17 protein-coding genes, 1 other RNA gene and 1 pseudogene are annotated in these 23,177 nt (G+C 60.3%); 6 read left to right on the top strand and 13 right to left on the bottom strand.

The genetic code is table 11. The features are described from left to right. Nucleotides 1-113 precede the first annotated feature (113 nt). Together IPI80_RS02495 and IPI80_RS02500 are read left to right on the top strand one after the other, a co-directional pair. On the top strand, nt 114-1,616 hold the full coding sequence (locus IPI80_RS02495) for an FAD-linked oxidase C-terminal domain-containing protein (protein ID WP_413856819.1): 1,503 nt from the start codon (nt 114-116) through the stop codon (nt 1,614-1,616). Between the two features lie 40 nt (nt 1,617-1,656). Further along, complete coding sequence (locus IPI80_RS02500; protein ID WP_413856821.1) at nt 1,657-2,442, top strand: substrate-binding periplasmic protein; 786 nt, start codon at nt 1,657-1,659, stop codon at nt 2,440-2,442. Nucleotides 2,443-2,457: 15 nt separating this feature from the next. Here IPI80_RS02500 and IPI80_RS02505 read toward each other — a convergent pair whose 3' ends face one another. Continuing rightward, on the bottom strand, nt 2,458-3,582 hold the full coding sequence (locus IPI80_RS02505) for an aminotransferase class V-fold PLP-dependent enzyme (protein WP_413856823.1): 1,125 nt from the start codon (nt 3,580-3,582) through the stop codon (nt 2,458-2,460). 120 nt (nt 3,583-3,702) lie between these two features. Then, nucleotides 3,703-5,517, bottom strand: a pseudogene (locus IPI80_RS02510) (carboxyl transferase domain-containing protein); the annotation flags it as partial. Between the two features lie 87 nt (nt 5,518-5,604). On the opposite strand from IPI80_RS02510, the gene IPI80_RS02515 reads away from it, so the two are divergent. Beyond that, entirely contained in the window at nt 5,605-6,612 is a 1,008-nt protein-coding gene (locus IPI80_RS02515) for an asparaginase (RefSeq protein ID WP_413856825.1), read from the top strand. Between the two features lie 15 nt (nt 6,613-6,627). Continuing rightward, nucleotides 6,628-7,542 (top strand): arginase, encoded by a 915-nt coding sequence (gene rocF / locus IPI80_RS02520; protein WP_413856827.1) that lies wholly within the window; start codon nt 6,628-6,630, stop codon nt 7,540-7,542. A gap of 33 nt (nt 7,543-7,575) precedes the next feature. On the opposite strand, the gene IPI80_RS02525 is transcribed toward rocF, so the two are convergent. Further along, nucleotides 7,576-10,392, bottom strand: a complete 2,817-nt coding sequence (locus IPI80_RS02525; protein WP_413856829.1) for a M16 family metallopeptidase — start codon at nt 10,390-10,392, stop codon at nt 7,576-7,578. A 143-nt stretch (nt 10,393-10,535) separates the two neighbouring features. Between IPI80_RS02525 and IPI80_RS02530 the strand changes: the two genes are divergently transcribed. Both IPI80_RS02530 and IPI80_RS02535 read left to right on the top strand, forming a co-directional pair. Next, the gene (locus tag IPI80_RS02530; protein WP_413856831.1) at nt 10,536-12,932 is read left to right on the top strand and encodes a putative bifunctional diguanylate cyclase/phosphodiesterase; all 2,397 of its coding nucleotides are present in this window, start codon (nt 10,536-10,538) and stop codon (nt 12,930-12,932) included. Between the two features lie 3 nt (nt 12,933-12,935). Further along, complete coding sequence (locus IPI80_RS02535; RefSeq protein ID WP_413856833.1) at nt 12,936-13,352, top strand: c-type cytochrome; 417 nt, start codon at nt 12,936-12,938, stop codon at nt 13,350-13,352. An 8-nt stretch (nt 13,353-13,360) separates the two neighbouring features. Here IPI80_RS02535 and IPI80_RS02540 read toward each other — a convergent pair whose 3' ends face one another. From IPI80_RS02540 to IPI80_RS02585, 10 genes are all read right to left on the bottom strand, one after another. Continuing rightward, the gene (locus tag IPI80_RS02540; RefSeq protein WP_413856835.1) at nt 13,361-13,903 is read right to left on the bottom strand and encodes a tetratricopeptide repeat protein; all 543 of its coding nucleotides are present in this window, start codon (nt 13,901-13,903) and stop codon (nt 13,361-13,363) included. Between the two features lie 10 nt (nt 13,904-13,913). Beyond that, complete coding sequence (locus IPI80_RS02545; RefSeq protein WP_413856837.1) at nt 13,914-14,765, bottom strand: SDR family oxidoreductase; 852 nt, start codon at nt 14,763-14,765, stop codon at nt 13,914-13,916. Nucleotides 14,766-14,857: 92 nt separating this feature from the next. Continuing rightward, nucleotides 14,858-15,640 carry an enoyl-CoA hydratase gene (locus IPI80_RS02550; protein WP_413856839.1) on the bottom strand — a complete coding sequence of 261 codons (783 nt, stop codon included), beginning with the start codon at nt 15,638-15,640 and terminating at the stop codon, nt 14,858-14,860. Nucleotides 15,641-15,647: 7 nt separating this feature from the next. Next, on the bottom strand, nt 15,648-16,454 hold the full coding sequence (locus IPI80_RS02555; protein WP_413856841.1) for an acyl-CoA thioesterase: 807 nt from the start codon (nt 16,452-16,454) through the stop codon (nt 15,648-15,650). 54 nt (nt 16,455-16,508) lie between these two features. Next, the gene (locus tag IPI80_RS02560) at nt 16,509-17,702 is read right to left on the bottom strand and encodes an acetyl-CoA C-acyltransferase (RefSeq protein WP_413856843.1); all 1,194 of its coding nucleotides are present in this window, start codon (nt 17,700-17,702) and stop codon (nt 16,509-16,511) included. Between the two features lie 36 nt (nt 17,703-17,738). Beyond that, a complete protein-coding gene (locus IPI80_RS02565; protein ID WP_413856845.1) occupies nt 17,739-18,269 on the bottom strand; it encodes a DUF4442 domain-containing protein in 531 nt (176 codons plus the stop codon). Nucleotides 18,270-18,294: 25 nt separating this feature from the next. Continuing rightward, nucleotides 18,295-18,369, bottom strand: a non-coding RNA gene (locus IPI80_RS02570) — sX9 sRNA. Nucleotides 18,370-18,420: 51 nt separating this feature from the next. Next, nucleotides 18,421-20,820 carry a 3-hydroxyacyl-CoA dehydrogenase/enoyl-CoA hydratase family protein gene (locus IPI80_RS02575; protein WP_413856847.1) on the bottom strand — a complete coding sequence of 800 codons (2,400 nt, stop codon included), beginning with the start codon at nt 20,818-20,820 and terminating at the stop codon, nt 18,421-18,423. 70 nt (nt 20,821-20,890) lie between these two features. Next, entirely contained in the window at nt 20,891-21,325 is a 435-nt protein-coding gene (locus tag IPI80_RS02580) for a DUF2147 domain-containing protein (RefSeq protein ID WP_413856849.1), read from the bottom strand. Nucleotides 21,326-21,373: 48 nt separating this feature from the next. Then, a complete protein-coding gene (locus IPI80_RS02585; RefSeq protein WP_413856851.1) occupies nt 21,374-23,170 on the bottom strand; it encodes an acyl-CoA dehydrogenase C-terminal domain-containing protein in 1,797 nt (598 codons plus the stop codon). Nucleotides 23,171-23,177 lie beyond the last annotated feature (7 nt).

A 23,177-nucleotide genomic window follows, 5' to 3' on the forward strand; every position in this document is an offset into this window, starting at 1 on the left:
CACGCCAGCGTGACGGAACAAAGCTCTGTCCTCAACCGATCAGGGGTGCTTTTCACAAACCCCGTTCAAATTCTTCACCCCACCGCGCCAGGGTTTGCCGTACAGTCTTTGCCATGAATACCTCCAGCGCCTCTTCAGAGACCGATTTGCTACAAAAAACAGAGCTACAATCGCAGATTGTCCGAGGGCTAGAGGCCCATTTGCCTTCAAGTTCTTTGCTCTGGAACAGGGAAGACACCACCCCCTACGAATGCGATGGCCTGACGGCCTACCGCCAGCGCCCCCTGGTAGTGGCCCTGCCCGAAACCGAGGCCCAGGTGGCTGCCATCCTCAAAACCTGCCACACAATGGGCGTGCCGGTGGTGGCGCGTGGCGCGGGCACCGGGCTATCGGGCGGTGCCATGCCACATGCCTTGGGCGTCACCCTGTCCTTGGCCCGCTTCAACAAGATCCTGAAGGTGGACAAGCGTAGCCGCACGGCGGTCGTGCAGTGCGGTGTGCGCAACCTGGCCATCAGCGAGGCAGCGTCCCCCCTGGGCCTGTACTACGCACCCGATCCGTCCAGCCAGATCGCCTGCACCATTGGCGGCAACGTGGCCGAGAACTCGGGGGGCGTGCACTGCCTGAAATACGGCCTGACGCTGCACAACGTGCTCAAGGTCAAGGGCTACACCATTGAAGGTGACCCCATCACCTTTGGCGGCGATGCGCTGGACACGCCGGGCTATGACCTGCTCAGCCTGGTGGTCGGCAGCGAGGGCATGTTGGCCATCATCACCGAAGTCACCGTCAAGCTCGTGCCCAAACCAATTTTGGCGCGCTGCATCATGGCCAGCTTTGACGACATCCGCAAAGCCGGTGACGCGGTAGCGGCTGTCATTGCCGCCGGCATCATCCCGGCCGGACTGGAGATGATGGACAAGCCCATGACCGCCGCCGTAGAAGACTACGTGCACGCCGGCTACGACCTGACAGCCGAGGCCATTTTGCTGTGCGAGAGCGACGGTACGCCCGAAGAGGTGGAAGAAGAAATTGGCCGCATGAGTGGTGTGTTGCGCAGCCATGGCGCCACGGCCATCGCCGTGAGTCGCGACGAGGCCGAGCGCCTGAAGTTCTGGAGCGGGCGCAAAAACGCCTTTCCGGCCAGCGGGCGCATCAGCCCCGACTACATGTGCATGGACAGCACCATCCCGCGCAAGCGCCTGGCCGACATCCTGCTGGCCATCCAGGAGATGGAGAAAAAATACCAATTGCGCTGCGCCAATGTATTCCACGCCGGCGACGGCAATTTGCACCCGCTGATCCTGTTCGATGCGAACGACCCTGACCAATTGCACCGCTGTGAACTGTTTGGTGCCGATATTCTGGAAACCAGCGTGGCGATGGGCGGCACGGTGACCGGCGAGCATGGCGTGGGCGTGGAAAAGCTCAACAGCATGTGCGTGCAGTTCAGCGCCGCCGAGAACGCCCAGATGAGGGGCATCAAACGTGCCTTCGACACCAAGGAATTGCTCAACCCCGGCAAGGTGATTCCAACGCTGCAACGTTGCGCAGAGTACGGCAAGATGCTGGTGCGCAGCGGGCAGATCAAGCACCCGGATTTACCACGATTTTGACACCCTGGACCAGGCTGAGCTAGTCTACGAGAATAGGCCGATGGTGTTTCTATTCTCAAATATCCTGTCTGCGCGAATAGCCGCCGCGACCCTCTTCGTGATTGCCGCGAATTTCAGCCTGTGCAGACCAGCCCTTGCACAAGGCTGGGTGGAGCCCACCATCGTGTTAAACACGTCCCCGGGTGGATTTGCTCCTTATACCTACATGGACTCCAATCACGCTTCACATGGGATTCTTTACGACGTTGCGCATCGGATTCTGAAAAAGCTTGGCTACCGCGTGATGACCTCAGAGGTTCCTCGCAAGCGGGTTGAACTCCAATTGATGTCGGGAGAGCTGGATGCCACACCCCGCGCCATAGAGTGGTCCGAACATGCCCGGGACTTTGTTTTTACCGACCCTATCATCAGGGTCCGTTCGGCTCTGGCTATTCGTGTCGACAGTGGCTACACAACCGTCAAAGAGTTGCATGGTCATCGCATAGGAACGCGTTTGGGTTATGTCTATACGGTGCTGACGCGTGAGTTCGCATCGGGGCAGCTGATTCGCTCAGACGCCACCTCTGACCTATCGATGCTGAAGATGCTGCAAGCCAAACGCGTCGAGGCAGCGCTGGTCGACGAATCGGCTGCACGCTGGCTGTTCCAGCGCGAGGGAATTAAAGATGTGCGGTTTTTACTGGAGTCCGTGGATAACGGGGTTGAACTCCGGCTGATGTTCGCCCCGCAGCGCCGTGCCTTAGTCAAAGATTTCAACCACGAACTTTCAACACTTAAGCGCAGTGGCGAGCTGGCGCACATCATCGCCAGATACACGGACCCATGAGAGGGTATACGGTCGCTAAATCGTATCCAACGCCACCCGTAGATGCTCCACCGTGCGATCCATGTTGTGCAGCTTCTCCAATCCAAACAACCCCACGCGAAAGGTGCTGAAGTCGGCTGGCTCATCGCACTGTAGCGGCACGCCAGCGGCAGTCTGCAAGCCAGCCGCCAGGAACTTCTTGCTGTTCTGCACACCCGGGTCTTCGGTGTAACTCACCACCACACCCGGCGCCTTGAAGCCTTCTGCGGCCACACTTGCAATGCCCCGGCTCTCAAACAGCGCGCGCACCTTGCTGCCCAGTTCGATTTGCTCGTTACGCACCTTTTCGAAGCCGTAATCGCGGGTTTCCTGCATCACATCGCGCATGCGTGTCAGGGCGTCGGTGGGCATGGTGGCGTGGTAGGCGTGACCACCCGCCTCGTACGTTTCCATGATCTGCATCCATTTTTTCAGGTCGCAGGCAAAGCTGGTGCTGGTGGTGGCGTCAATTGCGGTGCGGGCACGTTCACTTAAGCAAACCATGGCGCAGCAGGGTGAACCGCTCCAGCCTTTTTGCGGTGCGCTAATCAGCACGTCCACGCCGGTGGCCTGCATGTCAACCCACAGGGTGCCTGAGGCAATGCAGTCCAGCACCATCAACCCACCTACGGCGTGCACGGCGTCGCTCACGGCACTCATATAGGCGTCGGGTAGCAACATACCGGAGGAGGTTTCGACGTGGGGTGCGAATACCACGTCCGGCTTGTCGCGCGCAATCGCGGCCACCACTTCGTCCACTGGGCAGGGAATCCACGGCGCCTGTTTGCCATCGCCGACGCGGCGGGCTTTCAATACAGTGGACGCGCTGGGTATGCGGCCCATGTCAAAGATTTGCGTCCAGCGGTAGCTGAACCAGCCATTGCGGATAACCAGAGTCTTCTTGTCGGTGGCAAATTGGCGTGCCACGGCCTCCATACCAAAGGTGCCGCTGCCGGGCACCACAATGGCGGAGCGTGCGTGGTACACCTCTTTGAGGATGGCGGAGATGTCCTTCATCACGCACTGGAAGCGCTGGGACATATGGTTGATCGCACGGTCGGTGTACACCACCGAAAACTCCAGTAGTCCATCAGGGTCAATTTGTGGCAGTAATCCGGGCATGGTGTTTCCTCACGTTGGTAAATTGGCTTAGGGCTTAGCTTACATGGTAGTTGTCTGTGACCGTCTGATCGACCGGTACAAACCCATGGCCAGTGCACCGGGGCTTGCAAAAGGACGAAATCACCAAGCATCAATCCGCAGCTCGTTGGCCAGCGCCGCCACCTTCCCGGCGGCCAGGCCCTGGAGCAACCAGCTGCGCGTATCCGCAGGGTCAATGACAGCGTCAATCTCCAGCGTCGTCGCCATGTGGATGGCACTGCCTTTGTCGTACTGCTGCGCCACCAGTTGGTCGTACATGGCCTGGCGCTCTGGGCCTTCTGGTACTTCCTCCAATTCGCGGCGAAAGCCCAGACGCACAGCCCCCTCCAGCCCCATGGCACCAAATTCACCGGTTGGCCAAGCCACCGTGAACAGAGGCGAGTGAAAGCCCCCGGCCGTCATGGCCATGGCGCCCAGGCCATAGCCCTTGCGCAGCACCACACTCAAATACGGCACGCGCAAATGCGCCGCCGCAATGAACATCCGGCTCACATGGCGCACCTGAGCGGTGGCCTCGGTATCCGGCCCCACCATGAAGCCGGGGGTGTCTACCAGGCTCACCAGCGGCAAGCCATGGGCGTTACACAGTTGCATGAAGCGCGCCGCCTTGTCGGCCGCATCGGCATCAATGGCGCCACCCAGATGCGCGGGGTTGTTCGCCAACAGTCCCACCGGGCGCCCGCCGATGCGGGCCAGTGCGGTGTGGATACCGAGGCCAAAGCCGTTGCGCAGCTCCAGCAACGAGCCCACATCGACCACACCAGCCATGACCTGGCGGGTGTCATAAACACGCAGCCGGTTCTCGGGCACCCCATCGCGCAGTGCCAGCTCTGGCGGGGCGGTGAATTCAGCAACCGGCCCATGAAAGAAAGACAGGTAATGCCGCGCGGCAGCGACGGCCTGCGCCTCATCGTCCACCAGGATGTCGATCACACCGTTGCCATGTTGCACGGCGCTGGGACCAATCTGTTCTGGTTTGAACACGCCCAGCCCACCGCCTTCGACCATGGCCGGGCCACCCATGCCGATGTTGCTGGCGCGGGTTGCAATGATCACATCGCTGCAACCCAGTAACGCCGCGTTGCCGGCAAAGCAGCGCCCGGCCACGATACCCACCACCGGCACCTGACCGTTGAGGCGGGCGTAACTGGCAAAGGTGGCCACATGCAGACCGGCCACGATGGGCATATCCACATCGCCCGGACGCCCGCCGCCACCTTCGGCAAACAACACGACGGGCAACTTGTTTTGCAGTGCAATGCCCAACATGCGGTCGGTCTTTTGGTGGTTGCGCATGCCCTGGGTACCAGCGAGCACCGTGGCGTCGTAGGCCATGGCCACCACGGAGTGGCCGTTGACTTGTCCCAGGCCGGTGACCATGCCGTCGGCAGGGGTGTTCTGGATCAGATCTTCCTCCGTGCGGCGGCTGCGCTGGGCGGCTACCGCCAGGGCACCGTACTCAGTGAAGCTGCCGGCATCGCACAGGTCGGCGATGTTTTCACGGGCGCTACGCAGGCCCTGGGCGTGGCGCTTGGTCATGGCCTCAGGCCGGCTGGCGTCTGCCGTGAAGGCCTCTCGCTCCAACAGGCGCTGCAGATCGGGGCGCGGGGTCGGGGCCACACCAGCTTTTACCGAATCATTGTTGGAATTTTTGGCCTCTAGCCCTCGTGGAACATACGCAATATGCTCTGAAATTAATAGCACATCGTTTTCCCCCACCAACTCGCCCGCTGCGACCAGTAACTCGGTCACACGGCCATCCGCCAAGGCGCGCACCTCGTGCTCCATTTTCATGGCTTCCAGAATGACGACCACATCGCCGGCTCGAACCGTGTCGCCGGGTGCAACCAGCCATTGAACAACTTGGGCTTGCAGGGGAGAGTGGAGTGGGTGCATGGTGGCATTGTGCGGTAGCGCCCAGCGCGGGTCCGTCAATCGAGCGACAGCGCGCCGGGGCTGTGCAATTTGCTCCACAATCTCGGCATGTCGCATACCCCCCTCATTGAAATGACCCGTGGTGGAACCCTGGAGAATCAGCATTTTGGCTCGATCGCCGTGGTCAACACCCACGGCCAGTTGCGCGCCTTTGCTGGCGACCCACACTGGCTCACCTTTACCCGATCCACGATCAAGGCGCTGCAAGCCCTGCCCTTTTTGGAAACCGGTGGGCCGCAGTACTTTGGCTTTACCCCACAGCAAATCGCCATGCTGTGCGCCAGCCACAACGGCGAAGACATGCACGTAGCACAAGTCACAGACATGCTGGACAAGGCCGGCTTGGGCACACGTGCCTTGCGCTGTGGCTGCCATGTGCCACTGCGCTTCAGCTTCTTCGACAAGGCGCCACCCAACGATGCCGTGTTTGACGAACTGCACAACAACTGCAGCGGCAAGCATGCCGGTTTTTTGGCCTACTGCGTACAACACAGCCTGCCGCTGGACGACTACATCGGCCCCGACCACCCGCTGCAACAGGCCATTCGCCGCGACGTGGCTCGCGCCGTTGGCATGCAACCTGATGACCTGAAAATGGGTATCGACGGCTGCTCGGCTCCCAACTACGCCATGCCGCTGTGGCGCCTGGCCTACGGCTACGCCCGCCTGGCCAATGGCGCACAAGACCCAGAAATGGGGGACAGCTTTGCCCAATTGAGCAGCGCCATGACCACCCACCCCGACCTGGTCAGCGGCACCGGTCGCAACGACCTGGCCTTCATGCGCGCGGGCAGGGGCGACTGGGTCAGCAAGGTGGGGGCCGATGGTGTGCAGGTGGTAGGCAACACCCGCCGTGGCGAAGCCTTTGCGCTGAAGATCATCGACGCCAACAAGTCTGCCCTGTACGCTGCCAGCGTGGAAGTGATGGAACAATTGGGGTGGCTGGACAATGCCCAACGCGACGCCCTGCAGGCGTGGCGCGCCATACCCATCATCAATGCGCGCAGCCTGATGGTTGGCGAACGCCGCGCCGTCTTTTCTCTGCAAACCCCTTAACCGCATCACACCTGCATGAACAACAAAATCAGTCTCATTGGCGCACCCACCGACATCGGTGCTGGCAGCCGTGGCGCCAGCATGGGGCCAGAAGCCCTGCGCGTGGCCCAAATTGCCTCTGTACTGACCCAGCAGGGCCTGGAGGTACTGGACCGGGGCAACCTGTCCGGCCCGGCCAACCCCTGGCTGCCGCCGGTGAACGGCTACCGCCACCTGGCCGAAGTCACAGACTGGAACCAGACCGTGCACGACGCCGTGTACACCGAACTCGCAGATGGGCGTCTGCCCATTTTGCTGGGCGGCGACCACTGCCTGGGTATTGGTTCTATCAGTGCCGTGGCGCGCCACTGCCGCGACACGGGCAAGAAGTTGCGGATTCTCTGGCTGGACGCCCATGCCGACTTCAATACCAGCGCGCTAACGCCCAGCGGTAACATCCACGGCATGCCCATGGCCTGCCTGTGCGGCCATGGCCCCAAGGAGCTGATTGAAATCGGCGGCCACGTGCCCGCCATTTCACCCAAATGGATTCGCCAGATTGGCATCCGCAGCGTGGACGAAGGTGAAAAACGCTTTGTGCACCAGATGGACCTGGAAGTGTTCGACATGCGCTACATCGACGAGATGGGCATGCGCGCCGCCGTGGAGCTGGCCTTGGCCCTGGTGGATGCCAATACCCATCTGCATGTGAGTTTTGACGTGGATTTTCTGGACCCCGACATTGCCCCTGGCGTGGGTACCACCGTGCGCGGCGGCCCCAACTACCGCGAAGCGCAGTTGTGCATGGAAATGATTGCCGACACCGGGCGCCTGGCCTCGCTGGACGTAATGGAGCTCAACCCCGCGCTCGATGAGCGCAACCGCACCGCCGAGGTGGCGGTGGATTTGATTGAGTCGCTCTTTGGCAAAAGCACCCTGATGCGCAAATAGTTCAACGAGCCGGAAATCTGCCGCCGGGCCTTACTACTTCTCTGGGTAGAGAACCACCTGCACATAGTTGTCGCGTTGGAGGTAACGCTGCGCGGCGGCCTGCACATCGGCTGGGGTAATGGCGTCTACCAAACGGTCATAGTCCAGCATGCGGGACGGGTCATCACCATACAGCGTGGCAGACGCCAGCCGCCCCATCCAGTAGCCGTTTTCACGCAGTGATTTGCGGTGCGTGGTGTGCCAGTTGATCTTGACCTTGGCGAGGTCAGCCGCGTCCACTCCGGCTTCCTGGAGTTTCTGGATTTCGCCCAGGGCAGCGGCAATGACCTTGTCAACGTTGTCCGGCGCACAGGGCAGTGTGAGCCCGAGCTGGTAGTGGTTGTAAGGCACGCGGGACAGCCCGCCGCCCATGCCGCCACCATAGATCAGGGTCAACTTTTCGCGCAGCACGTCAATGATGCGGAGGTTGAGCACCTCTACCAAGGCCTGCACGCGCAACTGCTCTTCATCGGAGTACATTGCCTCACCCGTAAAGCTGATTGAGACCGTGCTCTTGGCCTCAGTACCCGCCCGCACGTCCTTCTTCACAATGCCTTTGACGGGGCGAATACCCAAGTCCACATACTGCATGGGCAGGTCAGGCGTGGGCAGGCTACCCAAGTAGCGGGCAATCAGTGGCTTGATTGCCTCTGGCGTAAAGCTGCCCACCAGAATGAAGGTCATGCCCTTGGCGCTGGCAAAGCGGTCCTGGTAGATGGCGCGGCTGCGCTCCAGGCTCACTTGGTCAAAGTCTGACGGGCTGGGCAACAACGCCACACGAGGGTGGTTGTTAAACAGCGTGCGCAGGATAGCATTGGAAAATTCTGACTCCGGGCTCGCCATGGTGTGGCGCGCTGCATCCTGCGAGCGGCTGATAAAGGACTGGTACAGATCCGCATCCAGGCGGGTGGGCCCAAATTTGAGCGTCAACAGCTGTAGCATGGTTTCCAGATCATCCTGGCTCGCGTGTCCATTGGCCGCGTCGTTCCATGTCTGCAGGCCGGTGTTCACCGAGACCACTTTGCCAGCCAGCATTTTCTGCAACTCGGTGGGCGAGAAATTCCCCACCCCCATGGAAGCCGCCACCAGACCGGCATAGCCCGCATTGAACATGTCCGCCTGCCCGTATAAGGATTGGCCACCGAAGCGGTTGACCGCCATCAGGATTTCGTCATTCTTGAAATCAGTGGGTTTGAGGATAACCCGCACACCGTTGGACAATTCCCATTCGGTCAGCCCCAGGGGGGCGTTGTGCTGTTCGGCCACCACACGGCCTGCGCTGGGGGGCTGCTCCATCAGGGACTGGGACAGCGCTTTTTCTTCACGCGCGCCCACCGCGTTCTGCTCTGCCACCAAAACGCGTTTCAGCAAATCTGCTTCAACGGGCGCCGGGCTGTCGCCCTGGTCGGTACCCATATAGACCACCAGCTTGGCAGCTTGCTCAGGAATTGCCTCCTGGGCATATCGGTTTACATCGGCCAACGCAATGGTCGGCAAAAGGGTGCGCACGTATTCGAGTTCATTTGCGATACCGGGAATGGTTTCCTGTTCTAAAAAATTGCGCAGGTATTCGTCCGCGTAACCGGCGGAATTGGTCTTGTCGCGTTCGGCGTAGGACTGCTCCAGTTGGCGCAGCATGCTCTTTTTGGTGCGCTCCAGCTCGGCCGAACTGAAGCCAAACTTGCGAGCCCGCATGTTTTCTTGCACCAGCGCGTCCACGGCTGGCTCAACCCCCTGGCGCCCCAGTGCCGCACCCGATGAGAAGGATTGATATCCGCGCACCAGCTTGGAGACTCCACTACCGCCGCCCAAAAACGGCGGCTGCGATTGTTGTGTCAACTCCTGTATCCGCAAGCCGAGCATGGAATTAAACAATTGCTCCACCAGAGCCTGGCGGTAGTCGCCCAGGGTGAGCACGGTGGGTGCCGGGTGCAGTGGGTAGCGAATCATCATTTCGTTGTCAGTGGCTTCTTTGTCGGTAACGACCAAGGCCTCGGACTGGCTGCGCACCGGCACGTTGGCGTAGACCCGGGGGCGCTCGTTCGCCGGATTTTTAAGCTTGGAAAAATGGGCCTCCACCATCGCCTTGGCGGCCTGCGGCTCAATATCACCCACCACCACCACCGCCATCAGATTGGGGCGGTACCAGTCCTTGTAGAAGCGTTTGATGGCGTCATGGGAAAACCCCTCTAGACTCTCTTTGGTGCCAATGGGTAACCGCTTGGCGTAGAGCGAACCCTCAAACAGTTTGGGGAACAGCTTCTGGTTCATGCGGTCTTCTGCACCACGGCCCAGGCGCCACTCTTCCAGCACGATGGCGCGCTCGGCGTCGACGTCGGCAGCGTTAAAGCTCAGACCCTGTGCCCAGTCCTCCAGCACCAAAAAGCCTTTTTCTACGGCTTCGGGGTTGTCGGTGGGGAGAGGCAAGATGTAAACAGTCTCATTGAAGCTGGTGTACGCATTCAAATCTGCACCAAATTTCAGTCCAATCGATTGCAGGTAAGAAATCAGTTCATGCTTGCCAAAATGGGTGGAGCCGTTAAAGGCCATATGTTCGGTGAAATGGGCCAGACCCAACTGGTCTTCATCTTCCAAAATGGAGCCGGCCTTGACCACCAAGCGCAACTCAAGGCGCTTTTCGGGGCGACTGTTTTTCTGGATGTAATAGGTCAGTCCGTTATCCAGTTGCCCCACTGTCACCTGCGGACCTATGGGCAAAACTTGCGTCAGATCAGGCGCAGCCTGCACGCCGACGGCAAGTGCCAGCATCACTGCGGCAACACCGAGTTTACGAAGAAGCCTGGAGATCATGAATATCCTATCCGTTGCAATCGCACGAGCTTAGCAGCCCAATGCCCATGCACCCAAACGCAGGGGATATTCGCCGCATACCGTCCATGTAGAATTCCCGCGATGTTTCCGCCCATGCCAATAATGCACCACTGTTAACCGCAATGGTGTTTCTAAGGTACTCCGTTCTGGCGCTCAGAATCCTGGTATGGGTTTTGCTGGCCAGCTTGCTGGTTTTTGGGCTGGCTTCCGGTTTCGGTCTGGTGCACGAGCGTGGCAAGGCACTGCAAGCGGCCCATTTAGCGGCCGAGGATGCGGTGGGGTACCGCCTCTCTGCCATTTCCAACTCCCTGTGGCAATACGACATAGCGGGTATGGACACCCTGCTGTGGGGCATGGTGCAATCCGGCTCCATCGTTCAGGTGGAAGTGCTGGACCACGACAAACCCATCGCCTCGGCCCGCAAGCCTGGCTCGGACCTGCAGTCCGACCGGGTATGGACCCGGTCGATCATGGCCCCCAGCGAGAAAGCTCCCATCGGCAGTCTGCGCATCCACGAGTCCTATGCCGAAATCAACTCGCAGATTACCGATTCACTGAAGACACTGGCTATCACCGATTTGGTGAAAATTCTGAGTCTGTCGGCCATTCTGTTCTTCATCGTGTACCGCAATGTTACGCGCCATTTGCACCGATTGGCGGAAGGCGTGACACGCCTGGGTCGCTCCGAAAACGAGCCCCCCATCAAACTGTCCCGCAAAAACATATCCGGTTACCGCGATGAGCTGGATGTATTGGTGGATGCCATCAATGGCTTTGTGGGCGGACGGCGCGAAGAGATGCATCGGCGTTCAGTGGCCGAGATCCGCCTGCACGAACGCATTGCCGAAATTGAGGCTACTCTGGGTGCCCTCTCGGATGGTGTGATCGCCCTGGATGCACAACTGTGCGTCCGTTACGCAAATACTGCGGCCTGCAAGCTGCTCAATACCCGCTCCGATGCCATTGACGGACAATCCATTCACACCGTTTTGCAAATTGTTCATGCTGGCACGGGTGATGATCTTGGCCAGCTCTACCGTATGGTTTTGAGCAGTGGCACGGCCGTGCATCTGCAGCGCGACACCCGCATACAAATCAACGCCGACCTGGCCTTCGATGCACGCGTTAGCGCCACACCTGTTTCAGGATCGGCCGATGTGGCACTGATTCTGGTCTTTACCGATATTTCTGAAGAAGTCTCTGCCCACCAGCAAATTGAGTTTCAGGCATTCCACGACCCATTGACCCAATTGGGCAACCGTTCCATGCTGGCACGCGATCTGCCCCGCGATATTGCGCAGGCATTGGAAAACAGGCAGCAAGTCGCGGTACTGTGCCTGGACCTGGACAACTTCAAGAACATCAACGACGCGCTGGGTCACCGGCTGGGCGACAGCATGCTCAAACAACTGGCGCTGCGTTTCGGGTCAGCCGTCCATGGGGTGGGTTGGGTGACGCGCCACGGCGGTGACGAATTCATCATCGTGTTGCCCAACATCGTGTCAACCGAACCCGTCATCGCGTTGGCGCAACGGCTGCTGAGCGCGATTGCCGAGCCCTTCGGGATTGAAGGCCATGAGCTACGGGTGACATCGTCCATTGGCATCAGCATGTGCCCCGACCATGGATTGGATGTAGGCAAATTGGTGAGTAACGCTGACCTGGCCATGTATGCCGCCAAACGCCATGGCAAGAATACGTTCCGTATCTTTGAAGACACCCTGCTGCAACGCTCTACCGCGCGGCTGAAAATGGAAAACGGCTTGCGTGTGGCCTTGCGCGAAGGGCAGTTTTCCCTGGTTTTCCAACCCAAGGTACATCTTGCAACCCTGCGTGTGACCGCCGTAGAGGCCCTGCTGCGCTGGCACGACCCCCGTGAAGGCTCTATCCCGCCCGAGCGATTCATCCCCGTGGCCGAAGACACCGGGCTGATCATCGAAATTGGGGAGTGGGTGCTGCGCCATTCACTGCTGGCCGCGCAGCAACTCAAGATGGAGCTGGGCTACAGCGTTGCGATTGCGGTCAACGTGTCACCCGTGCAGTTTCGCAGCAATGAGCTGATGGCCACCTTGCGCCAGCTCCAGGCCGAAACACCAGACCTCAGCGAATTGCTGGAAATCGAGTTGACGGAATCGGCACTGTCCGGCGATCTCAATGAGGTCGTGTCCAAGCTGAGTGCCTTGCGCGAGTTGGGGCTCAAGGTGGCCATTGACGACTTCGGCACCGGCTATTCGTCACTGGCCTATTTGAAGAATTTCCCCATCGATATCCTCAAGATTGACCAAGCGTTTGTGCGGGGTCTGTCCCACAGCCCCCAAGACAAGGCCATCGTGGCCGCCATCGTGCAGTTGGGCCGCAGCCTGGGCTTCAAGACCGTGGCCGAAGGTGTGGAGCTGCAAGACCACGCCAGCATCCTACTGGGGTTGGGCTGCGATTACGCCCAAGGCTACTGGTACGCTCACCCGCAACCCCTGAACATCCTCGCCAATACGATCCGTACTATTTCAAAGCCAACTTAATCCATGTCTATACGCACCACCACCCTTGCCCTGACCCTGATGGCCTGCGCGGTACTAACCGCCTGCGACCGCACTCCAGCCGCGCCGCCCCCGGTGACATCCGCTCCTGCTGCAAACGAGCTGCCATCCCTCGTCCCCGTGCTAGCGCCCCCAGTCGCCCCTGAGCTGATGGGCGGCAAACGGGTGTTTGATAAAACCTGCGGCTTGTGCCACGGCGCAGGTACCGGCGGCGCACCACGGCCAGGCGACAAAGCCAGCTGGGCGCCACGTATCGCACAAGGCGATGAAACCCTGTACCGCCATGCACTGGAAGGGTTCAATGGCGCCACCGGCTTCATGCCCGCGCGCGGCGGAGACACCTCAAACACCGATGCCGACGTCAAGGCGGGTGTGGATTACATGGTTGCGATGTCGAAGTAACGCCGGTATTACGAATCCGGGTGCTGCATACGGCGGCGCAGGATGAAATACACCGCCACCAGCATCAGCCCAATCAACAACAGCGCCAGCCCCCAAACAAAAGTTTGCCGCGGGGACTGTTCAGCGGACTTTGCTGCGGCTGGGCGATGAAACGTTAAACCATTGCCGGCAACGATTTCATTGGAGGGGGACAGTTGCGTGCGCAGGGCCTGCACGGCCTCGGGCTTGGCAAACCCCAAACTGGGAGAGAACTTTTCGGCCGTGGCCAGGGATTCACGGGCCTGGTCTAGTTCACCCCGGCGGGCATGCAACTCCGCCTGCGCAAAATGTGCCTCAGCACTATTGGGGTGGGCACTGAGCACCTTCTGCATCATCAGCTGCGCCTGATCCAGATTGCGGCCAGCCTGCGCCATGGCGTAGACCTGGGCCAGTGTGGGCTCAGGCTGGGCCATGGAGGATGCGCCAACGCCCAGCGCGGCAGCCACTAGCAGGCTCGTGGCGGTCATCCGGCAAAAAGACGCCATCGACGAGGTCTTCACTGTGTGTCGCATCTTGAATCCTTCAATCCACAAAAAAGTCCGGCAAGAAATTCTTATTGCCAGGCGTGACGGCATAGCGGTCCAGATCGGTCACCCCATGGGCGGCCAGCACAGTGTCGTCGATGTGAAAATTGCCGGTATCGAACTGCGCAGCCGTGAGCACGTAATAGGCGGCATCGGCCATGATGTCGGGTGTGCGGCACAGGGCTAAATCCACACCGGGGATCATCTGCATGGCGGCGGTGGCAATGGCGGTGCGCGGCCACAGGCTGTTAACCGCAATGCCCAGCTTTTTGAACTCGCCCGCATGGCCCAGCGTGCACATACTCATGCCGTACTTGGCCATGGTGTAGGCGGTGTGCGGCGCAAACCAGTGCGTCTTCATGCTCAAGGGCGGCGACAGCGTCAGCACCTGGGGCTTGCGCCCGGCAGCGGCGGACTTCTTCAATTCGGGCAGGCAGGCCGCCGTGCACAGGTAGGTGCCGCGCGCGTTGATGCCGTTCATCAAATCGAAGCGCTTCATGGGCGTGGCCTCGGTGTTGGTGAGGCTGATGGCGCTGGCGTTGTTGACCAGGATGTCGATACCGCCAAAGGTCTGCACCGCTTTTTCCACAGCAGCAAACACGGCGGCATCGTCACGGATGTCCACTGCCAGCGGCAGTGCCTTGCCACCGGCAGCCTCAATCTCTGCAGCTGCACTGTAGATGGTGCCGGGCAGCTTGGGGTTGGGCTCGGTGGTTTTAGCTAGGATCACGATGTTGGCGCCGTCGGCCGCCGCACGCCTGGCAATGGCCAGGCCGATGCCGCGCGAGGCGCCAGTGATAAACAGGGTCTTGCCTTTGAGGCTATTGCTAGTTTGGGATGCAGTTGTCATGGTTTCTCCTATGGCTGCTATATATTTGAATGACTACAACTTTGATAGCTGTATACGTATATTCCACGAGGGCTAGAGGCCTATTTGATACATCATGTTTTGGAAAAATCGGGCTTGCGCTTTTCCATGAACGCCGTGAAGGCTTCCTTGGCGGCGGGCTCCTGCAACAGGCGGGCAAAGCTTGCGCCCTCTTCCGCGATCTGCGCCAGCACCTGGGGCATCAGGCCCTTTTTCATCAGGCGCTTGGTCTCTACCAACGACTCCAGCGGCTTGGCGGCCAGCTTGCGGGCCTGCGCTTGGGCTACGGCGTTGGCCTCGGTGGGCGGCACGATGCGGTTGACCAGGCCCACTTCCAGTGCGGCCTCGGCCATGAAGGGCTCGCCCAGCAGCAGTGCCTCGGCGGCACGGTGGTAACCCATCATCTGGGGAACCAGCAGACTGCTGGCCGCCTCCGGGCACAGGCCCAGATTAACAAAGGGCATGGAGAAGGCGGCGTTGTCGCCTGCATAGACCAGGTCACAGTGGAACAGCAGTGTGGTGCCAATGCCCACGGCCGGGCCGCAAACGGCGGCAATGATGGGCTTGGGGTGTTGGGCAATGGCGTGCAGAAAGTCAAACACGGGTGAGGCTTGCAGTGCGGGAGACTCCTGCGAACTCGGCTTGCGCTGCAAAAAGTCGCCAATGTCGTTACCCGCGCTGAACACGGTCATGTCGCCCTGGATCACGGTGACGCGAATCGTGGGGTCCGTCTTGGCCTGCTCCAGGCCGGCGGCCATGGCGGCGTACATGGCCGGGGTGAAAGAGTTTTTCTTGTCCGGGCGGTTGATGGTGAGTGTCAGCACACCGGCGTCAATGTGGGTGAGGATGTCTTGCATGGTGGTATCAGTTTTTATAGTAAACAACCTGGTGGGTGGTGGCCAGCATCACACCGGCTTCATTCCAGAGCTGGGCCGTTTGATCAAAGTAGCCATTGCGAAAAGCCTGCGCGCGGGCCTGGCCCAGTATGTAGCCGTTGCCGCTGGCCTGCAACTGGGCAGTATCGGCATGGAAGTACACGGTCATGGTCACGGTGCCTATAGGCACCAGGGTCGCACGGCGTATGAACACGCGCGGGAAGAATACATCGGATAGCGCAGTGAGCGAGGCAAAGTCCAGCGGGCGCGGCGGGTTGTCACGCATCCACAACTGCGTCAGGCTGTGATCGCCGCTGCCATCCCAGGCCTGGGGTATGGCGCCAGAGATGGGACGCATCTCGTACCGCTTGATCCACTCCATGGGCACAGGCCCCAGGCCGTGTGGCATCTGCTCTGGCGGCGGGCACAGGGGCATGGCCTCCTCATCCACGCCCCAGGTCTCGCGGCGCAGTGCCGTAAATGCGGTGCCGGTAAGAACCGTCTCGCCGCCTTGCAGCACCTCGATGATCCAGTGCTGGGTGGAGCGGTTGGTGCGTGCGGCGCGGGCCTGAATCACAAAAGGACCATGGGCCAGGGCTGCTGCAAAGTTGATGGTGAGTGAAATCGGGTCGCCCAGGCGCTGCGGGTGCAGCAGCACGGCATTCAACATCTGTGCAGCACTGATGCCACCATACGGCCCCACCATATTGGCGTAGGCCGCGCTGGTATGGCCGGTAAAACTGCCGTCACGCTGCCGTTCCAGGGCGATGGCCTGGTCAAATGCATGGCTACTCAAATCACTTTCTCCCAATAGAAAAGGCCACCCGTAGGTGGCCTTGGTGCGGTTACGCTAGACGCGCTCAAAAATTCCCGCAGCACCTTGACCCGTGCCCACGCACATGGTCACCATGCCGTACTTCAGATTATGGCGATGCAAAGCATGAATCACTGTCGCGGCCCGGATAGCACCGGTGGCGCCCAGCGGGTGGCCCAGGGCGATAGCACCGCCCATGGGGTTGACCTTGGCCGGGTCCAGCCCCAGGGTGTTGACCACCGCCAACGACTGGGCAGCAAACGCCTCGTTCAGCTCAAACCAACCAATATCGCTGTGCTGCAAACCGGCGTAGCGCAGCGCGGCTGGAATCGCCTCGATGGGGCCAATGCCCATGAGTTCGGGTGGCACACCACGCGCAGCGTAGGAAACAAAGCGCGCCAACGGGGTCAGGCCAAACTGCTTGACCGCCTTTTCGCTGGCCAGAATCAGGGCGCCGGCACCGTCGCTGGTTTGCGAACTGTTGCCGGCTGTAACGCTGCCACGCGCCGCAAACACTGGGCGCAACTTGCCCAGTGCTTCCAGCGTGGTGTCGGGGCGCGGGCCTTCGTCCAGGTTCACGGTGCGGGTTGTGGTCGTTACCTCGCCAGTGGCCAGGTCCGGCGTGCGCTCGATGATGTCAATGGGCGTGATCTCATTGGCAAACTCGCCCGCCTGCTGGGCCCGCACGGCGCGCAAATGCGATTCCAGCGCAAAGGCGTCTTGCATCTCGCGCGTGACCTTCCACTGCTGGGCCACTTTTTCGGCGGTAATGCCCATGCCGTAGGCAATGCCGATGTTCTCGTCACGCTCAAAAATGGCGGGGTTGAACGAGGTCTTGTTGCCCCCCATCGGCACCATACTCATGGACTCGGCACCACCGGCGATCATCACGTCGGCCTCGCCCACGCGGATGCGGTCGGCCGCCATTTGAATGGCGGTGATGCCCGACGCACAGAAACGGTTCACGGTAACCCCCGCCACCGGATGGGGAAAAACCAGACCGGTCGCGATGCGGGCCATGTTCATGCCCTGCTCGCCCTCGGGGAAAGAGCAGCCAATGATGGCGTCCTCAATGGCCTTGGGGTCCAGCGTGGGCACCTGCAGCATGGCGCTCTTGATGGCAGCCACCAGCAGTTCATCGGGGCGGGTGTTGCGGAAGTAACCGCGACCGGAACGCCCGATGGGCGTACGGGTGGCCGCAACGATGTAGGCGTCTTGAACCTGTTTCATGGAAAAACTCCTTAGGATTTTTGTAAAGGCCCAGGCTCACGCCGGAGCACTGGCTGGGTTGGGTGCTGTCACCTTTTTTTTGGACGGCACCCAGGCCCAGATAAATTCACACACAATGGGCTCTTCGCCCGAGGCATCGGTTACGGTCACAGGGACCACCACCTCGCCCTTGTCCTGGGACTGCATCAGACGGCGCTGCTGCGCGCTTAAGTGCGCCACGGCCCGCATGTCGCCCTGGGTGCGGCGCTTGAACTGCACCTTGAGCTCCTTGGCCAAAGGCAGGCAGTCGTCGCGCACATTCATGCCGACCACCATGCCGGTGGCGGTCTCGGCCAGCAAGGTCATCGCTGCAGCGTGCACGCCGTGAATGTGGTTTTGCACGCAGCGCTGGTTGGTGATGGCAATCTCCACCTTCTCGGGCGTCATCACGGCATAGTCCAGACGCGCCGTACCGGTAAAAGGCACAGCACGGCGCAGCACCCAATTGCGTACGCGTGGGCGCAGCAGTGCTGGCACTTTGTCCAGCATGGACAAAGTGCGCACCAGGCGGTTGGGATGTTGGGTCATTGGCACTCTATAGAACGGCGTTCGTGGCTGAGGAAGCGCAGCGAGCAGGTCTCAGGCAAGGCGGACGGAGCACAGGAACCGCAACGTACTCCCTGTACGTGAGGATTCCGAGCACCGCCCAACGCGGCATGAGGACTGCGCAGTAGCTTCATCAGTTACGAACCGGCTTGCCGGTGGACATCATGCCCATGATCCGCTCTTGAGTCTTGGGGTGATTGAGCAGGCTGCCGAAGGCCTTGCGCTCCATGGCCATGCAGTATTCCTCGCTGACCAGGGTGCCAGCATCCACCTGGCCACCACAGACCACCTCGGCAATCAGCCTGGCAATATGGAAGTCATGTGCGCTGATGAAACCACCGTCGCGCATGTTGACCAGTTGCGCCGTGATGGTGGCAATGCCGCTGCGCCCAGCCACCGGGAACAGGCGCTTGTGCGGTGCGCGATAACCACCGGCAAACAGGGCTTTGGCCTCGTTGATGGCGACAAACAGGAGTTCGTCTTTGTGCGGCACCACCACATCGCTGTCCAGCAGATAGCCCAGCTTGCGGCTTTCCAACGCGCTGGTGCCCACTTTGGCCATGGCGGCGCCGGTGAAACCTTCGGTGAGGAACGGCAGCAAATCTTTGGAGGTGGACAGTGCCATGTTCTCGGCCGCACGGCGAGCGATGTAGGTGAGTCCGCCAGCGCCAGGCACCAGGCCCACGCCCACTTCCACCAGGCCGATATAACTTTCCATGGCCACTACGCGGCGGCTGGAGTACACCGCCAGCTCGCAGCCACCGCCCAGCGCCAGACCGCGCACGGCGGAGATGACCGGCACGTTGGAGTAGCGCAGCGTCAGCATGGCTTGCTGCATTTCTTCCTCAGCACCGCTGACAGCGGCGGCGCCACCGATCATGAAGGCCGGCAACATAGCCTGCAGGTCAGCGCCGGCAGAGAACATGTCGTCTGGCGACCAGATCACCAGGCCTTGGTAGTCCTTCTCGGCCAGTGCCTGGCCTTGCAGCAGACCTTCGACCACACCAGGGCCGATGGCGTGCATCTTGGTCTTGATGCTGGCGATCAATATTGCCCCGTCCAGAGTCCACAGGCGGATGGATTCGTCTTCAAAGACGGTCTTGCCAGCCGTAGCGGCCGACGCGGCATTAGCGCCCAGCACGCTTTCAGGAAAGTGTTGACGGGCATAGACCGGCAGGCGGCGCGGCGCGACAAACTGGCCCGTGGTGGGGTTGAATGAGCCTTCTGGCTGGTGCACACCGCCGCGCTCTGCCACCGGGCCTTCAAACACCCATTGGGGCAGGGGCGCCTTGCACAGCGCCTTGCCGGCGGCTATGTCTTCCTGGACCATCTTGGCCACTTCCAGCCAGCCAGCCTCCTGCCAGAGTTCAAACGGCCCTTGCTGCATGCCAAAGCCCCAGCGCATGCAAAAGTCCACATCGCGGGCGTTGTCGGCAATCGTTGCCAAATGGATGGCTGCGTAGTGGAAGCTATTGCGCAGAATGGCCCACAAAAACTGGCCTTGCTTGCCTTCTGCATTGCGCAGCAGCTTGAGGCGCTCGGCCGCGGGCTTCTTGAGCATGCGGGCATAAACCTCGTCTGCCTTCTCACCGCCCGCCACATACTCTTCGCTGTCCAGATCAAACCGCAACACGTCGCGGCCTACTTTCTTGAAGAAGCCGGCCTTGGTTTTTTGGCCCAGGTTGCCCAGCTCCAACAGCTTTTTCAGCACGGCAGGTGTGGCAAAGCTGTCGTAGAACGGATCGGTTTCGACGGAGAGCGTGTCTTGCAGCGTCTTGATGACGTGGGCCATGGTGTCCAGGCCCACCACGTCGGCGGTGCGGAAGGTGCCGCTGCTGGCACGGCCCAGTTTTTTGCCGGTCAGGTCATCCACCACATCAAAGGTCAGACCGTAGTTTTCCACTTCCTTCATGGTCGCCAGCATGCCGGCAATGCCGACGCGGTTGGCGATGAAGTTGGGGGAGTCTTTGGCGTGCACCACACCCTTGCCCAGGGTACTGGTGACAAAGCCTTCCAGCATGTCCAGGTATTTGGCATCGGTGGTGGGGGTGTTGATCAACTCCACCAGGGCCATGTAGCGCGGTGGGTTGAAAAAGTGGATGCCGCAGAAGCGGTGCTTCATTTCTTCGGGCAGTGCCTCGGACAGCTTGGTAATCGACAAGCCCGAGGTGTTGGATGCCAGGATGGCATGCGGCGCCACAAAGGGGGCGATCTTCTTGTACAGATCAAGCTTCCAGTCCATGCGCTCGGCAATGGCCTCGATGATCAGGTCGCAACCGGTGAGCAGGTCCATGTGCTCTTCGTAGTTGGCTTGCTGGATTAACACCGCGTCATCCGCCACACCCAGGGGCGAAGGTTTGAGCTTTTTCAGGCCTTCCACGGCCTTGGTGACGATGCCATTTTTAGGGCCTTCCTTTGCGGGCAGGTCAAACAACACCACGGGTACTTTGACATTGACAAGATGGGCGGCGATTTGCGCACCCATCACGCCGGCGCCCAGCACGGCGACTTTCTTGACTATAAAGCGGGACATACGGTTCTCTCAGATTTGATCAGTGGAGGACAGCGCTTGCGGTCATGCCGCTGCAATCTGCCCCGCAAAATTACGGTGATACCCGAATCCAGGTCTGGGTCCGGTAGAAGAAGCCGATGTAGCCACGCATCTGCAGCTTGGCACCGCCCTCAATGGGGGTCACGGTGGCGCGGTAAATCTTGCCATTGTTGGGGTCCAGCACCTTGCCGCCCTCCCACACGTCCGAGCCTTCGGTTTTCTTGAGGCCACGCAGAATTTCCATGCCCTGGATGGGCTGGTCCTTGCGCTCATCGCTGCATTCGACGCACTTGTCGTCCTGTTTGCCTTTTTCCAGGATCTTCTCAACCCGGCCGGACACCACGCCGCCGTTCTCCACAATGCGGATTTCGGACTTGGCACTACCGTCCTTGTCGTCGATGGTTTTCCACAACCCCACAGGGGTCATCTGGGCCATGGCAGTGCTGGCTGCCAAAGTGAATACAGTGGCTACTATTGAACGCAACATGTTTGCTCCTCTTAGTTGTTATGCCGAATAGGCGTGGGGGGGTAAGTATCAAGCCAGGGCGGCGTCAGTGTCCATCAGGACTTTGGAGCCAGCACGGGCAGTGCGCATCAGCGTTGCGGTCTCAGGAAACAGCTTGGAGAAGTAGAAACGCGCGGTCTGTAGCTTGGCCAAGTAGAACGGGTCGGTATTCCCGGTAGAGATTTCACGCAACGCCACCTGTGCCATACGTGCCCAGAAGTAGCCAAACACCAGGTGCCCGGCGACGCGCAGGTAATCTACAGCTGCTGCGCCCACTTCGTCGGCGTTCTGGAAACCCTTGAAACCGATTTCGGTAGTGAACTTGGTCATTTGGTCACCCAAGATGGCGATCGGGGTGATGAATTCGGCCATCTTCTCGTTGACGCCTTCTTCCTCCACCAACTGGCCCACCAGCTTGCCAAATTTCTTGAGCGTAGCGCCATTGTTGCCCAGCACCTTGCGGCCCAGCAGGTCCAGCGACTGGATGGTGTTCGTGCCTTCATAGATCATGTTGATGCGGTTGTCGCGCACAAACTGCTCCATGCCCCATTCCTTGATGAAGCCGTGGCCGCCAAACACCTGCATGCAGGCATTGGTTGAGATGTGGCCGTTATCGGTCAGGAAGGCCTTGACGATGGGTGTCAGCAACGCCAGCATCTCGGCGCTTTCCGCACGCACCTTTTCATCGGGGTGGTAATGCTCTTTTTCCAGCAGCATGGAGCAAAAGCCCTGCAGGGCACGGCCGCCCTCGGCGTAGGCCTTGGCGGTGAGCAACATCTTGCGCACATCGGGGTGCACGATGATGGGGTCCGCTGGCTTGTCCTTGGCTTTGGTGCCCGACAGGCTGCGCATTTGCAGGCGGTCCTTGGCGTAGGCCAAGGCGTTTTGGAAAGCGACTTCGGTCAGGCCCAAGGACTGATTGCCCACGCCCAGACGGGCCGCATTCATCATCACAAACATGCCGTTCATGCCCTTATTGGGCAGGCCTACCAGGGTGCCCACGGCTTCGTCCAGCACGATCTGGGCGGTGGCATTGGCCTTGATGCCCATTTTGTGTTCCAGGCCACCGCAATAAATGCCATTGCGCGCACCCAGCGACCCGTCCTTGTTGACGTTGAACTTGGGCACGATGAACAGACTCACGCCCTTGATGCCGATGGGCGCATCCGGCAGGCGGGCCAGCACCAGGTGGATGATGTTGTCCGACATGTCGTGCTCGCCGGCGCTGATGAAAATCTTGTTGCCGGTGATCTTGTAAGTGCCGTCCGCCTGTGGCTCGGCCTTGGTGCGCATCAAGCCCAGGTCAGTGCCGCAATGGGGTTCGGTCAGGCACATGGTGCCGGTCCACTCGCCACTGGTCATCTTGTGCAGGTAGGTGGCTTTCTGCTCGGGTGTGCCATGGGCTTCCAGGGCGGCGTAAGCTCCGTGGGTCAGACCGGGGTACATGGTCCAGGCCTGATTGGCGCTGTTGAGCATTTCATAAAACATGCTGTTCACCACAAATGGCAGGCCCTGGCCGCCGTACTCAGGGTCGCAGCCCAATGCCGCCCAGCCGCCCTCGATGTAGGTCTTGTAGGCTTCCTTGAAACCCTTGGGTGTAGTCACGGCATGGGTCACCGGGTCCAGCGTGCAGGCTTCTGCATCGCCCGAGATGTTGAGCGGAAAAATCACTTCGGAGGCGAACTTGCCGCCTTCTTCCAGCACGGCGGTGATGGTGTCCGCGTCCATGTCGGCATGCTTGGGAATCTGCTTGAGATCGTCGACAACCTTGAGCACTTCGTGCATCACAAACTGCATATCGCGCAGGGGTGGGTTATAGGTAGGCATGCTGAAT

It is taken from the genome of Candidatus Aalborgicola defluviihabitans, from assembly GCF_016705985.1.
Lineage (GTDB): Bacteria > Pseudomonadota > Gammaproteobacteria > Burkholderiales > Burkholderiaceae_C > Allorhodoferax > Allorhodoferax defluviihabitans.

Coding starts and splice junctions, on each gene's coding strand:
- IPI80_RS02495 (WP_413856819.1), top strand. CDS start 114: ATGAATACCTCCAGCGCCTCTTCAGAGACCGATTTGCTACAAAAAACA.
- IPI80_RS02500 (WP_413856821.1), top strand. CDS start 1,657: ATGGTGTTTCTATTCTCAAATATCCTGTCTGCGCGAATAGCCGCCGCG.
- IPI80_RS02505 (WP_413856823.1), bottom strand. CDS start 3,582: ATGCCCGGATTACTGCCACAAATTGACCCTGATGGACTACTGGAGTTT.
- IPI80_RS02515 (WP_413856825.1), top strand. CDS start 5,605: ATGTCGCATACCCCCCTCATTGAAATGACCCGTGGTGGAACCCTGGAG.
- rocF (WP_413856827.1), top strand. CDS start 6,628: ATGAACAACAAAATCAGTCTCATTGGCGCACCCACCGACATCGGTGCT.
- IPI80_RS02525 (WP_413856829.1), bottom strand. CDS start 10,392: ATGATCTCCAGGCTTCTTCGTAAACTCGGTGTTGCCGCAGTGATGCTG.
- IPI80_RS02530 (WP_413856831.1), top strand. CDS start 10,536: ATGGTGTTTCTAAGGTACTCCGTTCTGGCGCTCAGAATCCTGGTATGG.
- IPI80_RS02535 (WP_413856833.1), top strand. CDS start 12,936: ATGTCTATACGCACCACCACCCTTGCCCTGACCCTGATGGCCTGCGCG.
- IPI80_RS02540 (WP_413856835.1), bottom strand. CDS start 13,903: ATGCGACACACAGTGAAGACCTCGTCGATGGCGTCTTTTTGCCGGATG.
- IPI80_RS02545 (WP_413856837.1), bottom strand. CDS start 14,765: ATGACAACTGCATCCCAAACTAGCAATAGCCTCAAAGGCAAGACCCTG.
- IPI80_RS02550 (WP_413856839.1), bottom strand. CDS start 15,640: ATGCAAGACATCCTCACCCACATTGACGCCGGTGTGCTGACACTCACC.
- IPI80_RS02560 (WP_413856843.1), bottom strand. CDS start 17,702: ATGAAACAGGTTCAAGACGCCTACATCGTTGCGGCCACCCGTACGCCC.
- IPI80_RS02565 (WP_413856845.1), bottom strand. CDS start 18,269: ATGACCCAACATCCCAACCGCCTGGTGCGCACTTTGTCCATGCTGGAC.
- IPI80_RS02575 (WP_413856847.1), bottom strand. CDS start 20,820: ATGTCCCGCTTTATAGTCAAGAAAGTCGCCGTGCTGGGCGCCGGCGTG.
- IPI80_RS02580 (WP_413856849.1), bottom strand. CDS start 21,325: ATGTTGCGTTCAATAGTAGCCACTGTATTCACTTTGGCAGCCAGCACT.
- IPI80_RS02585 (WP_413856851.1), bottom strand. CDS start 23,170: ATGCCTACCTATAACCCACCCCTGCGCGATATGCAGTTTGTGATGCAC.